Source organism: Pantoea sp. At-9b, assembly GCF_000175935.2.
In the GTDB taxonomy this organism is placed as follows: domain Bacteria; phylum Pseudomonadota; class Gammaproteobacteria; order Enterobacterales; family Enterobacteriaceae; genus Pantoea.
Window position 1 is genome coordinate 539,252 of sequence record NC_014838.1, and the last position, 12,657, is coordinate 551,908.

General features: G+C 54.0%; 11 protein-coding genes. 5 read left to right on the forward strand and 6 right to left on the reverse strand.

Going from position 1 to position 12,657, the window contains the following annotated elements:
* Positions 1–49: 49 nt before the first annotated feature.
* Entirely contained in the window at positions 50–448 is a 399-nt protein-coding gene (locus PAT9B_RS22890) for a DoxX family protein (protein WP_013511664.1), read from the reverse strand.
* A 493-nt stretch (positions 449–941) separates the two neighbouring features.
* Here PAT9B_RS22890 and PAT9B_RS22895 point away from each other — a divergent pair, with 493 nt between their 5' ends.
* The 5 genes from PAT9B_RS22895 to PAT9B_RS30315 all read left to right on the forward strand — a co-directional run bounded on the left by PAT9B_RS22895 (position 942) and on the right by PAT9B_RS30315 (position 5,394).
* Entirely contained in the window at positions 942–1,919 is a 978-nt protein-coding gene (locus tag PAT9B_RS22895; RefSeq protein WP_013511665.1) for a hydroxyacid dehydrogenase, read from the forward strand.
* A gap of 3 nt (positions 1,920–1,922) precedes the next feature.
* Positions 1,923–2,615: an RraA family protein gene (locus PAT9B_RS22900; protein WP_013511666.1), complete on the forward strand. Its 693-nt coding sequence runs from the start codon at positions 1,923–1,925 to the stop codon at positions 2,613–2,615.
* 135 nt (positions 2,616–2,750) lie between these two features.
* Complete coding sequence (locus PAT9B_RS22905) at positions 2,751–4,211, forward strand: MFS transporter (protein WP_013511667.1); 1,461 nt, start codon at positions 2,751–2,753, stop codon at positions 4,209–4,211.
* A 731-nt stretch (positions 4,212–4,942) separates the two neighbouring features.
* Positions 4,943–5,155 carry a hypothetical protein gene (locus tag PAT9B_RS22910; protein ID WP_013511669.1) on the forward strand — a complete coding sequence of 71 codons (213 nt, stop codon included), beginning with the start codon at positions 4,943–4,945 and terminating at the stop codon, positions 5,153–5,155.
* A 47-nt stretch (positions 5,156–5,202) separates the two neighbouring features.
* Positions 5,203–5,394, forward strand: a complete 192-nt coding sequence (locus PAT9B_RS30315; protein WP_013511670.1) for a hypothetical protein — start codon at positions 5,203–5,205, stop codon at positions 5,392–5,394.
* Between the two features lie 60 nt (positions 5,395–5,454).
* On the opposite strand, the gene PAT9B_RS22915 is transcribed toward PAT9B_RS30315, so the two are convergent.
* From PAT9B_RS22915 to PAT9B_RS22935, 5 genes are all read right to left on the reverse strand, one after another.
* A complete protein-coding gene (locus PAT9B_RS22915; RefSeq protein WP_013511671.1) occupies positions 5,455–7,410 on the reverse strand; it encodes an acyltransferase family protein in 1,956 nt (651 codons plus the stop codon).
* Positions 7,411–7,663: 253 nt separating this feature from the next.
* Positions 7,664–9,379: an ABC transporter ATP-binding protein gene (locus PAT9B_RS22920; protein ID WP_223300491.1), complete on the reverse strand. Its 1,716-nt coding sequence runs from the start codon at positions 9,377–9,379 to the stop codon at positions 7,664–7,666.
* Positions 9,363–11,120 (reverse strand): ABC transporter ATP-binding protein, encoded by a 1,758-nt coding sequence (locus PAT9B_RS22925; protein ID WP_013511673.1) that lies wholly within the window; start codon positions 11,118–11,120, stop codon positions 9,363–9,365. The genes PAT9B_RS22920 and PAT9B_RS22925 overlap by 17 nt, the downstream gene beginning before the upstream one ends.
* Positions 11,107–11,520 carry a hypothetical protein gene (locus tag PAT9B_RS22930; protein ID WP_013511674.1) on the reverse strand — a complete coding sequence of 138 codons (414 nt, stop codon included), beginning with the start codon at positions 11,518–11,520 and terminating at the stop codon, positions 11,107–11,109. The genes PAT9B_RS22925 and PAT9B_RS22930 overlap by 14 nt, the downstream gene beginning before the upstream one ends.
* 189 nt (positions 11,521–11,709) lie before the next feature.
* Entirely contained in the window at positions 11,710–12,588 is an 879-nt protein-coding gene (locus PAT9B_RS22935) for a helix-turn-helix transcriptional regulator (protein WP_013511675.1), read from the reverse strand.
* Between the last annotated feature and the right edge of the window lie 69 nt (positions 12,589–12,657).

Genomic DNA, 12,657 nt, shown 5'->3' on the forward strand with positions numbered 1-12,657 from the left:
GTTTAGTCCTGAATTAAATGGGTTAGAGGAGATGAACTATTTAACGCGCTCAGCGACGGGCAAGGCGGCGTTGAATCAGATGATCGAGGCTCCATTTGCCCCCACCATGCAGACACAACAGCAAAAACGCGGCCGCACAGGAGATGTTTTTCAACCACACCATCAGGTGCGCATGGCTGTAGCCTTGATAGAACAGAAAACCGGCAACCACCGAGAACACGGCCATGAAAATGGCGGTAAAACGGGTGAGAAAACCGAGGGCGATTGCCGCGCCACCGCCCACTTCCAGCAGGATCACCAGCGGCAGGAAGAAGCCCGGCACATGGTTGTCAGCCATCAGCTGGAGGTTGTCGCTGTAGTGCGAAATCTTGTCGAGACCGGAGGCAAAAAACAGACCAACGGCCATGACCCGGACGAGGACAGAAACGAGATCTTTGGACTGATTCATGATGTAACCATTCTGATATGTAGTTGTTAACGAACCAGACAGTACATTTTAAATCTTTACTAACTTTTACCAATTTGTGCGGCTAAAAACAGTGCTGTTTTTTTGCGCGAGCGCGCGGGTGGCACAATCTTGCCCGCAGGGAAGTAAGCAATTGTTTCTTTTGTTACACGTGGTTGAGGGCATAGTTTGAAGTTGATCACACTATGAATGCAGGGTTAAGACTGACGATGTCCGGCTGCGTAGCGCCGTAAGCAGCAGCGTTGCAACCCGATCATCCAGCAAAAAGGGTTATCAAATATGCCTCTGGCGGTGTCACCAGAAAGTGAACAAGTTGTTAACGCGGTATGGCGGCGCTTTTGCCGCGATTTTACGCAAATCAGCGAGCGGAAAAAGGCACATAAATTCCTCTCAGGAATGAATTGATAACTAACACAGAATATTTTTTATCGGTTTCCGATGCCAGGATGACGCTAAACCCTATCGGAGAACCATCATGACTTATCGCTTTCTCGTGACCACCACGAGCCTCGGCCAGGGAGGCCGTGCGTTACTCGCTGACGCAAATTGCACCGTGGATTACCTGGATAACGCGAACGATGCTGCGGAAGTGGAACGCCGCATGAGCAGCGTGCCCTATGATGCGGTGATTTCGCGCACTGTTGAGCTGAGTGCCAAAGCGATAGCCGCCTGTCCAACGCTGAAAATCATCTGCAAACATGGCGTTGGCGTGACCAATATCGATGTCGAGGCAGCCACGCAGCACGGCATTCCGGTATTAACCACGCCAGCCACTAACGCACAGTCAGTGGCTGAACTGACGCTGGCATTGATGCTCAACTGCGCGCGCCGCCTGCCGTTTTTCCAGCAGGAAGTCGCCGCCGGACGCTGGACGCGCAGCGGTGACGGTGAAGAGTTGCAAGGCAAAACGCTCGGTCTGGTGGGCTTTGGCGAAATTGGTCGCCGCGTCGCCCGCGTCGCACAGGCGATCGGGATGCAGGTGGCCTTTTTCGATCCGGCCCTTGCCGCCGATGCCGATGTGGCCGATGCCCGGCGCTGTGCATCGCTGGATGAACTGCTGCCGCTGGCGGATGTACTGAGTTTGCACTGTCCGGTCACCCCGAAAACCCGTCAGATGATCAATGTGAGCTCGCTCGCACTTTTGCCCAAAGGCGCGATTCTGATCAACACCGCCCGTGGCGAGTTGGTGGATGAAGTTGCCCTGGCAACCGCACTGCAAAATGGACAGCTGCGTGCTGCGGCACTGGACACGGTGGCGGAAGAGCCGCTGGCTGCCAATCACCCATTCCGTACTCTCCCGAACCTGATGATTACGCCGCATATTGGCGGCTCTACCCCACAAGCGCTGGACGCAGTAGCGCAAAGTGCGGCACGACAGTGCCTGGCCTGGCTCGATAATCAACACATTTACCTTCCCGCCTGCGTTAATCCGCAGGTGCTCAACCGGAGTTAACTTATGACGATGCGTAGTGACTGGCCGATTGGCTATTTTATTGGCGAACGAGGCCCACAGATTGATAACGCGACGCTGGAGGCTTTCCGCCAGCTGCCGGTACCCAATATTGGCGACTCTATGGGACGCAGTGTTGGTGCGCTGGGTCTGACGGCGTATCACAACGATCCGCAGCTGGTGCTGTGTGGTCCGGCGCTGACGGTAAAAGTACGTCCGGGCGATAACCTGATGATCCACAAAGCGATCGAGCTGGCGCAACCCGGTGACGTGATCGTCGTCGATGGTTCCGGCGATCTCAGCCAGGCGTTGATTGGCGGCCTGATGCGGACCTCGGCAGTGGCGAAGAAAATCGCCGGTTTTGTCATTGACGGTGCGGTACGCGACCTGAACGAATGGGCCGAAGGCGGCGTGGCGGTATGGGCACGCGGTAATACGCTGCGTGGTCCGTCGAAGGATGGCCCGGGTGAAGTTAACACCACGGTGCACTGCGCCGGTCTGGTCGTCGCACCGGGCGACCTGATCGTGGCGGATGCCGATGGCGTGCTCGCCATTCCGCACAACGAGCTGAGCGTACTGCTGCCGCGTGTACAACAACATGCGCAGCGTGAAGAGAAGATCCGCGCCAGTAACCTGGCTGGCACCAACGATCCGGAACGCTTTAACGCGATCCTGCGCGCCAAAGGTTGCCCGTTATAACCTGTTGATGATCCGTAGCGGCGCGATTTATCGCGCGGTTTGGTGCTCGCATGGCGAAACATCCGCGCGATAAATCGCGCCGCTACCCACTGTCCAACACCTGCACGAACATTATAAAAAGTGGAGTACCCTACCGTGCTTAAGAAAATTTCACTGAGCGAGTCGTTACCGCCACCGATCAGCTGGCGCGACAACTTCACACCAGAAGAAGGGAAAGCTTTTGGCGCGCAACTCTCCGCGCGACTGGAGCGATTGCCTGCCGCACGTCCCTTGTGGCTCATCATCTTTGCACTGGCGCTGGGCGGCTGGTTCGAAGTCTATGACGTGTTTCTTACCGCGTATGTCGGGCCAGGTATGGTGCGTGAAGGGATTTTTACTCACGGCAGTCATAACTTTTTCGATCCCAGCAGTCTCGGTGCCTTTGTCGCCGCGATGTTTCTCGGCGTATTTCTTGGCACACTGCTGATCGCCAATCTTGCCGACCGCATGGGGCGTCGCAAGGTGTTTATTATCGCGCTGCTGGTGTACGCCATTGCCAGCGGCATCATGGCATTTCAGCATCACCCTTATGCCATCGTGTTCTGGCGCATTGTTTCCGGGATTGGTGTCGGTGCGGAATTGGTGACCATTGATGCTTACGTTTCGGAGTTTATTCCGGCGCGTCTGCGTGGACGCTCCTACGCCTTTGTGCAGGCGATTCAATATACCTCGATTCCCACTATCGCCTTTTTATCCTGGCAGCTGGTGCCGTTGGCACCGTTTGGCCTGACCGGCTGGCGCTGGGTGGTGTTGTTCGGTTGCATTGGTGCGGTGGTGGTGTGGCTGATCCGTATGGGCCTGCCAGAAAGTCCACGCTGGTTGGTAGAACAGGGCCGTTACAAGGAAGCGGAAGATATTGTCCGTCGGCTTGAAGCTCGTGTGGCGAAATCGACCGGCGCGGTGTTGCCGCCGATTGATATGGCAGCGGCAAAACCGCTGGAGCACGTTCCCGCAGTGAAAAATGAAATGTGGCGTCCGCCCTATCGTCGCCGCACCATCATGTTGCTGGTGTTTAACTTCTTCCAGTCGATTGGCTATTACGGCTTTGCCAGCTGGATACCGACGTTGCTGGCAGCCAAAGGCGTAACCTTCACCCATAGCCTGCTCTATTCGTTTTTGATCGCCTTCGCCAGCCCGTTGGGGCCGCTACTGGCCATGACCTTTGCCGATCGTATTGAACGTAAATGGCTGGTGAGTGGTTCGGCGCTGGCAATTGCTCTGGTCGGCACGGTGTTTTCGTGGCAGTCGCAGCCGGTGATGCTGGTCACCCTTGGCCTGTTGCTGTCGCTCGCCAGTACCTGCATGACCTTCTCCTATCGCGCTTACCAGGCGGAGCTGTTCCCGACGCGTTTCCGTGCCAAAGCCATTGGTATGGTGTATTCCGTTAGTCGTATCAGCGGCATGCTGTCGGGCTTTACCATTGCCTGGGTGCTGCATGAGATGGGGGTGGGTTCGGTGTTTATGGTGATCTCGATTGCGATGGCGATTGTGGTGTTTACCATTGGCGTTTTCGGCCCGCGTACCCTGAATCGTCGTCTTGAAGAGATCAACACCTGACAGCGTAGATTGGCAAAAGCTGCGCAAATTGCCTGATTTGATCGCAATTAAATCATCACGGGGATGCTTGCATCCCCTTTTTTGATCCAGCGCAAGAACCTCGCGCGCATCTCCTGTCAGCTTATTCCTCACAGGGTCTTCACACCCACATAACAAGAGGATACGAAGATGACAACTAAAGTGACTTTGGCAGGTGTGTTAGTGGTATGGCTGGTGTATGTCGCGTGGATGGTGCATTACTATGCGGGCACTTTCTCGCTATTTACGCATTGATGCCATCATAGTTTGTAGCGGCGCGATTTATCGCGCGCTTTTTTCAGGCGTTTTATCGTTTGATTTAAATTGCGCGATAAATCGCGCCGCTACATCCCCGCAGTCATAAAGCAATACCTCACCTTTTGCGACTTAGCTCATCTCAGTTCTTTTTAAAATTCTGCAAGCGGGATAAAGTGTGCAATTCATTTAGTGACTAACATCACAAAAAAATTGCAATCATTATATCGCGCCGAAAAAATTGTTAAGTTATCCACATTATCTTATTTCAGAACAAGAATTAACAAAATAACATTCTGTTTATTACTTCATGTTCATAAAGTTTTTTATCATTTAAAAATACGAACAATCTCATTAATCATGTGCTTCAGTAAATGACAACCCATTGAAAATAGAGAAACAGGCGTTACTATACCTTCCGCCGCTCATTGTGTGGCGCAATATAAACAAGGAGGTTTATGAAGACCATCATTAAATACTTGTCTATCCTGTTGGCTACATTTATAGCTGCTTATATCCTAAACGGTGCCGGAGTTGAATTTCCAACGTGGTTCGCGACCCCGCCTTCTATTGCAAAGTTCATAGTCATGGTGACTGTATTTGCTGCTTTTATTAAAGTTGCAATTATTATTGTCGATCTTATATTCGAAGAAAAAAACAGAAGAAAATAACCAGCCAGTAAAAACCCATATGGAACTAATTTTTCGAGGAATTATAAATGAATAAATTTATAAAGTTTATCGCAATACTCATCGGTTTCACAGTAGGATATTCTTTTTTGAAAGGGGCATGTTTAACCGGTGGTCCATATTATGCGCCACCAAGAGAATTATCAGTACTTATAGTCACCATCTTAACACTGCTGTCATCAATAAATATAACACTGAAATTATTTAAATTTTTAACCTAAATATCACACGTGTTATTGTCGCGCACCGACAGTCAACTATTCAATCCGCGTCACGTATTGTTAAAATGTCCTGCTAATTCCTACCGCCGCATACTGCGGCGATGGAATAATTACCCCGGATACATCGTTAATTCTCCGCCACATACCGGCAAAAATCTCACCCAGTAGTTTATTGCCAAACTCCGACAAATGATTGCTATCACGATACAGCGGCACTCCGTCACGCGCGCCATAGCAGAAATGGCGATCACACAGCGCCTGCGCGCTATCGAGCAGCGTGACATTGGGTATCTCCGCCACCAGTTGGTTCAGCATCTTCAACGCATCCTGATTACGTGACTGATACTCTTCCCACGGTAGCTGAATGGCATAGGGTTTACCGCGCATCGCATCACGCGTCATGCGGTAAATGACGTCGTAATCAAACTCTGGCACTGGCGTCATAATAAACACTTTGCGATGCCTGGCGAGTTTCTTCACCGCTCGGGTGAAATGTTGCTGAAAGCTGCTCAGCGAACTGTCTTCATTGGCGAAAGTATATTGTGGGGTATCGTCGTTGCGGCCGTTTTCGCCATGTAAATACAGGGAAAAACGGTTGATGATCAGCACTGAGGCTTTGGGATATTTCTCTTCAATCGTGGTGATGGCATTTTTAACAAAGTCACCGCAATCGGGTCGTCCTGGCCGGGTAATGTCCGGCACCGTCGGGCAACCCGACTGTGCGATAAAGACAATCGTGTCAGAGGCCGCATCACCGCTGGCAACCACGGAAGACAACAGCGCATTGGCATGGCTATCACCCAGCACCACCAGATTCACCTCACTGCCCTTGCCGAAAGTGCACTGCGGTGACTGCTTACTGTTCACCACCAAACAGCCTCGGGCCGCGGCAAAGCGTTGTTTTGCGTACTGACTGATCTGAGTAACGCTCTGCGGCGCGCGAGCAGGAAACCCCTGTTGCGCGACGATCAACAAGGCGACCAATACCACCAGTGCCGCATTGCCCAATGCCACCGGCGTTCGCGCGCTAAACCAGCCCGCTTTGTTCTCTACCAGCGCCCAGGATACTCCGCCCACCAGCAGCGACAGGGCAATTAACGATGCCTGACTGACCGGCGTGACGGGCAAATCCGCCAGATGCCAGAACACCCACAACGGCCAATGCCACAGATAAATCGAATAGGACGCTTTGCCGATAGGTTGCACCACCCGGTTATTGAGTAGCGGGCTATCGTTGGCGGTAACATAAATAATCAGCGCGGTCAGCAGTACCGGGATCAGCGTCATCATACCCGGCCAGGTGGTTCCCGCATCAATCCACATCGCGCTGACGATCAACCCTGACAGAGCAGGGAAAGCTACCCAGCGTTGCCCCGTTAGCCGACTTTTAGGCGCGAGATAGACCAGGCCACCCGCCAGCATTTCCCATGCGCGGGTGGGCAAGATAAAGTACGCCATGGTGTCATGTAAATGCGTCACCACCAGCGCCAACGCGAAGGATAGCAGCGCCCCCACCGCCATCACCCAGCCGAACTGACACCGCAGATAACGGGCAGTAAACATCAACGCCAGCGGTAGCAGCAAATAAAACTGCCACTCAACACTTAATGACCAGGTATGCAGCAACCATTTATAGACCGCACCGGCATCAAAATATCCGGCCTCTTTAAAATACACGAGGTTAGAAATAAAACTCAGGCTGGCGGCAATATGCCCGGAAAGGGTTTTGTATTCTTCGGGGGGGATCAGAAAACCCCCAACCAGCAGCAGAATGGCACACATCAGCATCAGCGGAGGAATAATGCGGCGACAGCGGGATGCATAAAAACCTAATAGCGAGAACCTTTGCTTTTGCAGACGCGAAATAATAATCCCCGTCATTAAATAACCAGAAATAACAAAGAAAATATCTACCCCCAGAAAACCCCCGCTGATAGTGCTGACTCCCACGTGGTACAGCAGCACCAAAATCACGGCGTAAGCACGCAGCCCATTAATATCAGCGCGAAAATTCATACGGAGTTGTCCATACAATTCGGGTTTTTAAAATCGTAAGTTTGCCGTTATCACGAAGCAAGAAAAGTTATTTCATTTTGTATCGGTTATTTTATTTTCCCGGCGCTAATTTAATGAGGGATATCTGAAGAATTTATCAGCACACTATGATGGCTATGGTGACTCATGCGTCCGGGGGGGTGTTGCAACGATAATGCGTTGGCAGCTGATAATCAGAAAAGGCCGCAATGTTACCATTGCGGCCGCCTAAAATTTAGGGTCCTTCCTGTGCCTGCCATAAGTCACGATACAAACCAGGCTGCTGAATCAACGTTTGATGCGTACCGCGCTGGACAATCCTGCCCTGCTCCATGACCAGAATTTGATCGGCAAATTCAACGGTACGCAATCGGTGCGCCACCATCACCACGGTTTTATTGCGTGCCAGCCGCGTCAACGCCCGTTGCACCTGCGACTGAGACAGGGGATCGAGCAACGCTGTGGCCTCATCCAATACGATAATCGGCGGATCCTTGAGCATCATACGGGCAATCGACAGCCGTTGCCGTTCACCGCCCGAAAGACGTTGCGCCCCTTCGCCTAATCGCGTGTGATAACCCTGCGGTAGCAGGTTGATAAATTCCTCACAGCTGGCTGCCTGACAGGCAGCCATCACCGCTTCATCACTGGCATCCGGGCAGCCAATCCGCACATTGTCCAGCACGCTGCCATCAAACAGCTGCACATCCTGGAAGACAAAACCAATACGGCTGTATATCTGTTCACTGCCGAGCTGAATCAGTGGCACCCCACCCAAGGTGATCACCCCTTGCTGTACCGGCCAGAATCCGCCCAACAGGTGCAGCAGGGTACTTTTACCGCTGCCCGACGTGCCCACCAGTGCCGTGACGCTCCCCTCCGGCACCTGAAAACTGATGTCATGAACCACGTCCCGGTCATGATAACCAAAACTGACCTGTTCAAAGCCGAGGTGATTAAACGCCGTTAACGCCCGTTCGCCTTGCTCCGGCATGCCGGGCTGTGCCAGCAAATGTTCGATACGCTGCGCCGATTGCTGCATCACCCGCAGCAGCGTGAAATACGCGGCGGCATCCAACAGCGGGTCAATGACTTTTACCGCCACCAGCACAAATAACAGCCAGGTCAGGGTGTCGATTTCCTGTAGGCGAAACAACCAGGCAGCACACAGGAACAACGTCACCAGCCCGCATTCCGTCATAAAACGAAACAGTTGCACACTGCCCCCGCCCCAAGCTTCAATGCCCATACTGGCGCGGCGGATGGCGGCAAAAGTCTCATCGAGTTGATGGAGCATCGGGCTGGTGCGATTGAACAACCGCAGCGTTTTGATACCACTGATAAACTCCAGCAGCAAACCGGCAGCCGAGGCAAAACGCGCGCCTTGTTGCTGCGTACCCCGCAGCAAATGCCGCCCCATCCACCACAACAATAATGCCCCAAGAGGCAGCGGCAACAGCAACGCCAGCGTTAATCGCGCATCCACCCAAGCCAATGCCAGCAAAAACAGCAGAGACGTCGCAAGACCCGCAATCACCTCCGGTAGCAAATGGGAAAATATCTCCTCCACCCGCCGCATGGCATCTGTCAGTAGCGTGCTGGTCTCCCCAAGCCGTTGTTGTTGAAAATAGCCGAGGGGTAAATGACGTAAATGATCGGTAGTTTGTTCACGAACACTATGCATCAGCTGGTAACTACCGAGAAAACAGCGTAACTGGCCGATATGAGAAAAAACCAATTGCCCCGCCAGACACACTCCCAGGAATGCCGCCAGTTGCGCCCAAAACACGGCGGTTAATTGTGACGTTGTCACCTGCTTAAGCGCCCACCAGGCGATAAAGAACGGCAACACCATGCACAGTTGCGCCAGAAAACGACACACCATGCCACTTATCACCTGCTGCCGTCCCGCAGAAGGCTGACGTAATACGCGTTTAATCAGTGACATCATTCACCTCCTGTGCACGAATATGCCAGTGCGCCAAGCTAAACTGGCTTTGCCACATCGTCCGATAACGGGCGTTACTGGCGAGCAACGCGTCATGAGTGCCCTGCGCCACGACGGCCCCTTTCTCCATCATCACCAGACAGTCTGCGGACTGTACGGCATACAGGCGGTGGGCAATGCTGATCACCGTGGTATCAGGCCGTGCCAGGCGCAAAGCGCGGTAAAACGCGGTTTCCGTCAGCGCATCGGCAAAGGCCGTCGCCTCATCAAGGATCAGAATCGGGGTATTGGCCACCAGCGCCCGGGCAATAGCGATACGTTGACGTTCACCGCCTGAGAGGGTCAGCCCGCGTTCACCTACCGGGCTTTGCAGCCCTTGTGGCAAGCTGCGCACCCAACTTTCCGCCTGAGCTAACGCCAGCGCCTGCCAGAGTTCTGCGTCACTGGCGTCGAGATTGCCGAGCCGCAGATTGTCAGCCAGCGTACCCTGCAACAGGAACACGTCCTGCGTGACCAGCGCCAGGTAACGCGCGCGCATGGCATCGTCCAACTGCTGCACGTCGCAATCGCCAAGGGTGATCTGTCCATTTTGGTATGGCAACATCCCCGCCAGCAGCCATGCCAGGGTCGATTTGCCTGCACCGGATGGACCGATTAAAGCGTAGAAGCGCCCCGGCGCAATCCGTAATGTGACCTTGTTGACCACCGGTGTTTCACCATAGCCAAAACTCACGTCCGTGACTTGCAGGGGCATGCCAGTGGGGGTGGATGACGCGTGGTCTGCTGCGGGTGTCTGCAACAACGGCATAATACGTTCCGTACCGGCAAAGATTTCCCGCAGCATTGAGCTGAGAAACGTCACGCGTAACAGTGGTTTAAGCAAACCGCTGCCAAGGATCAAGGTCAGCAGTAAGGTGCCGGGGGTCAATCCGCCCTGCGCCACGCGCCAGATACCAAGCGGCAGCAGGATGAACAGATTCGCGTTGAGGATCACCACGAACACCGACCAGGCCGGCACGGCACGCCGGGTAAATTGCGTCACCAGTTGTTGGTAAGCCGCCAGCCGCTGGTGCAGCAGATGAAATGCCCGCGCCGATTGCTGATACGCCTTCATCACCGGTACGCCGCGCACATATTCCACCAGCGCGCTATCGAGTTCACCCGAGGCGTGATGATACTGTGCCGTGCGTTCCGCCATGCCACGGGAAAATAATTTTTGCGCCAACAAGGCCAACGGCACCGTTGCCAGTGCCGCCAGCGCCATCGGCCAGTCGAGCCAGAACAAAAACAATGCAGCAATCAGCGGGCTAAGCAGTGCCGCCACGATGTCCACGCTATGATGGGCGATAAATTGCTCCACCCGCTCAACATCGTTCAGAATGATATTGCGCAGTGACGCGCTGCTGTAAGGGCTGAGCTGCAACATCGGCATGCGAGCCAACGCCTGGGCTAAGCGCAAACGGGTGCGATACAACACCCGGAATGCCGTCAGATGGCTAAAGTAGCCTGCCAGCGTCAGCAACGCATATTTCGCCAGCAGCGCCAGTAACAGCCAGATCGCCAGCCGGGTCAGCATGGTGGCAGGGTCGGTTACTACGGCGGCTTGCCACAGGAGCGCGTAAGGGATCAATTCCAGTACCACGGCGATCGCCGCCAGGCTCAACGCCAGCACAAACGTGTGCCCCTCGCCCTGCAATAAACTCAACGTATCACGCAACGGCGAACGGGCTTCAGCGTGAGCCATGCTGGCCCCCTGACAGCCACTGCTGTGCCTGGTTTTCAGCTTCCTGCTTGGTGGCAACGACCTGATAAGGATAAGGAATGGTGCTGCTGGTCAGATAACGCAGTGCTTTGCGCCACAGTGAGCGCCTTTTGGCGGCATCCGGCTCAACGCGAACTGCGCCAAGGCAATAGCGCTGCTGGGCCGAGCGCGTGCGTTTCCCCCAGGCTTTGTACTGACGGAAGAACTGCGCAGAATCACTCGGCAACTCCACCCCACTGAAAATCAACACAAAAGGTTGCTGGCGATCCAGTATGGCCTGGAGTGCAGCAATGTGGTGGTGAGCATCCTCAGCGCTCACCCGTTCGGGCATCACGTAATACACCAAAGGCCAACGACTGCTATCAATCACAGATTCCACCATCGGGTTCTCCTTGTCAGTTCAAACCGAAGTTCTGGGGTAATTCCTTCCTGTCCTGTCACGTGCAAACGGCAAATTGATGCGAATAATAATCATTATAATTCGCATCGCAAGTGAAAATTTCAGGCTGAAATCGCCACCACTGAGTGGAAAGTGAACAAAGCCGGAGGAGAAAAACGGCTGAAAAAGCACTCAGGATGCGGTGATTTGACGCCGATAGCGGCCCGGTGATTGCCCGTATTGGCGTTGAAAATAGCGGCTCAGGTGACTGGCGTGCGAGAAGCCGCAGCGGGTCGCGATATCATCCAGCGTCAACATGGTTTGACGCAGCAGTAGTTGCGCCTGTTGCAGACGGCATTCGATCACAAAATTCCACGGCGTGATGGTAAACATGGCGCGAAAACCGCGCTTAAACGCCAACTGACTCATCCCGGCAGCACGCGCCACCTCCTCCAGCGTCAGTTCCCGGCAAGCATGCTGTTGCATGTAATCGCGGGCGCGAATCAGCCGTTGACGGTCGCGTCCCATTAACAACGCGCCGCCCGCACGGCAATCTTCCCCTTGTTGTACCTGCGCAATGCCATGCCACAGCAGGGACAGTAACAAGCTCTCCAGTTGCAATTGGCCGAACGCGCTTTGGTCTCGACAGGCCACGTCGATCTGCTGCTGCAACGCTTCCAGGGTTGCGTTGAGGGGGGCACGCCAGACTTGTCCCTGACTCCCCCCGCTATCCAGCCCCGCGCAGTCGAGCGCATCACACAAGCCGACCGGATAGTTAACAATAAATAAATCATAGAGATAGTGACGCGGAAAGAAATCCTCGCCCGCGCAGGGAAAACGCGAGCTGGAGAGCAGTAACGATCCCGGCTGGAATGCCTGCAATTGCCCCGGTTGCAGGGAAAAATGGCCACTGCCTTCGCGCATGATCACCAGCGAAAGATGGGCCGCGCTGGTGCCGCTGAGGCGCAAATCCTGTTGCAGCGTGGTGTAAACCCGTGTGAGCCGGAGGTTGCCGGCAAGGAAGTGGCTTATCCCTGGTTGCAGCAACGCGTCCTTGTGTGATTGATTCACCCCAGACTCCTTAATGATAATGATTTCTATTTAACTTTATCGTGCAATTTTGCACCTTGTCGTGCAATG

What these genes read in the sequence shown, in the direction of transcription:
- PAT9B_RS22890 (WP_013511664.1), bottom strand. Translation starts at nt 448, where the DNA reads ATGAATCAGTCCAAAGATCTCGTTTCTGTCCTCGTCCGGGTCATGGCC.
- PAT9B_RS22895 (WP_013511665.1), top strand. Translation starts at nt 942, where the DNA reads ATGACTTATCGCTTTCTCGTGACCACCACGAGCCTCGGCCAGGGAGGC.
- PAT9B_RS22900 (WP_013511666.1), top strand. Translation starts at nt 1,923, where the DNA reads ATGACGATGCGTAGTGACTGGCCGATTGGCTATTTTATTGGCGAACGA.
- PAT9B_RS22910 (WP_013511669.1), top strand. Translation starts at nt 4,943, where the DNA reads ATGAAGACCATCATTAAATACTTGTCTATCCTGTTGGCTACATTTATA.
- PAT9B_RS30315 (WP_013511670.1), top strand. Translation starts at nt 5,203, where the DNA reads ATGAATAAATTTATAAAGTTTATCGCAATACTCATCGGTTTCACAGTA.
- PAT9B_RS22915 (WP_013511671.1), bottom strand. Translation starts at nt 7,410, where the DNA reads ATGAATTTTCGCGCTGATATTAATGGGCTGCGTGCTTACGCCGTGATT.
- PAT9B_RS22920 (WP_223300491.1), bottom strand. Translation starts at nt 9,379, where the DNA reads ATGATGTCACTGATTAAACGCGTATTACGTCAGCCTTCTGCGGGACGG.
- PAT9B_RS22925 (WP_013511673.1), bottom strand. Translation starts at nt 11,120, where the DNA reads ATGGCTCACGCTGAAGCCCGTTCGCCGTTGCGTGATACGTTGAGTTTA.
- PAT9B_RS22930 (WP_013511674.1), bottom strand. Translation starts at nt 11,520, where the DNA reads ATGGTGGAATCTGTGATTGATAGCAGTCGTTGGCCTTTGGTGTATTAC.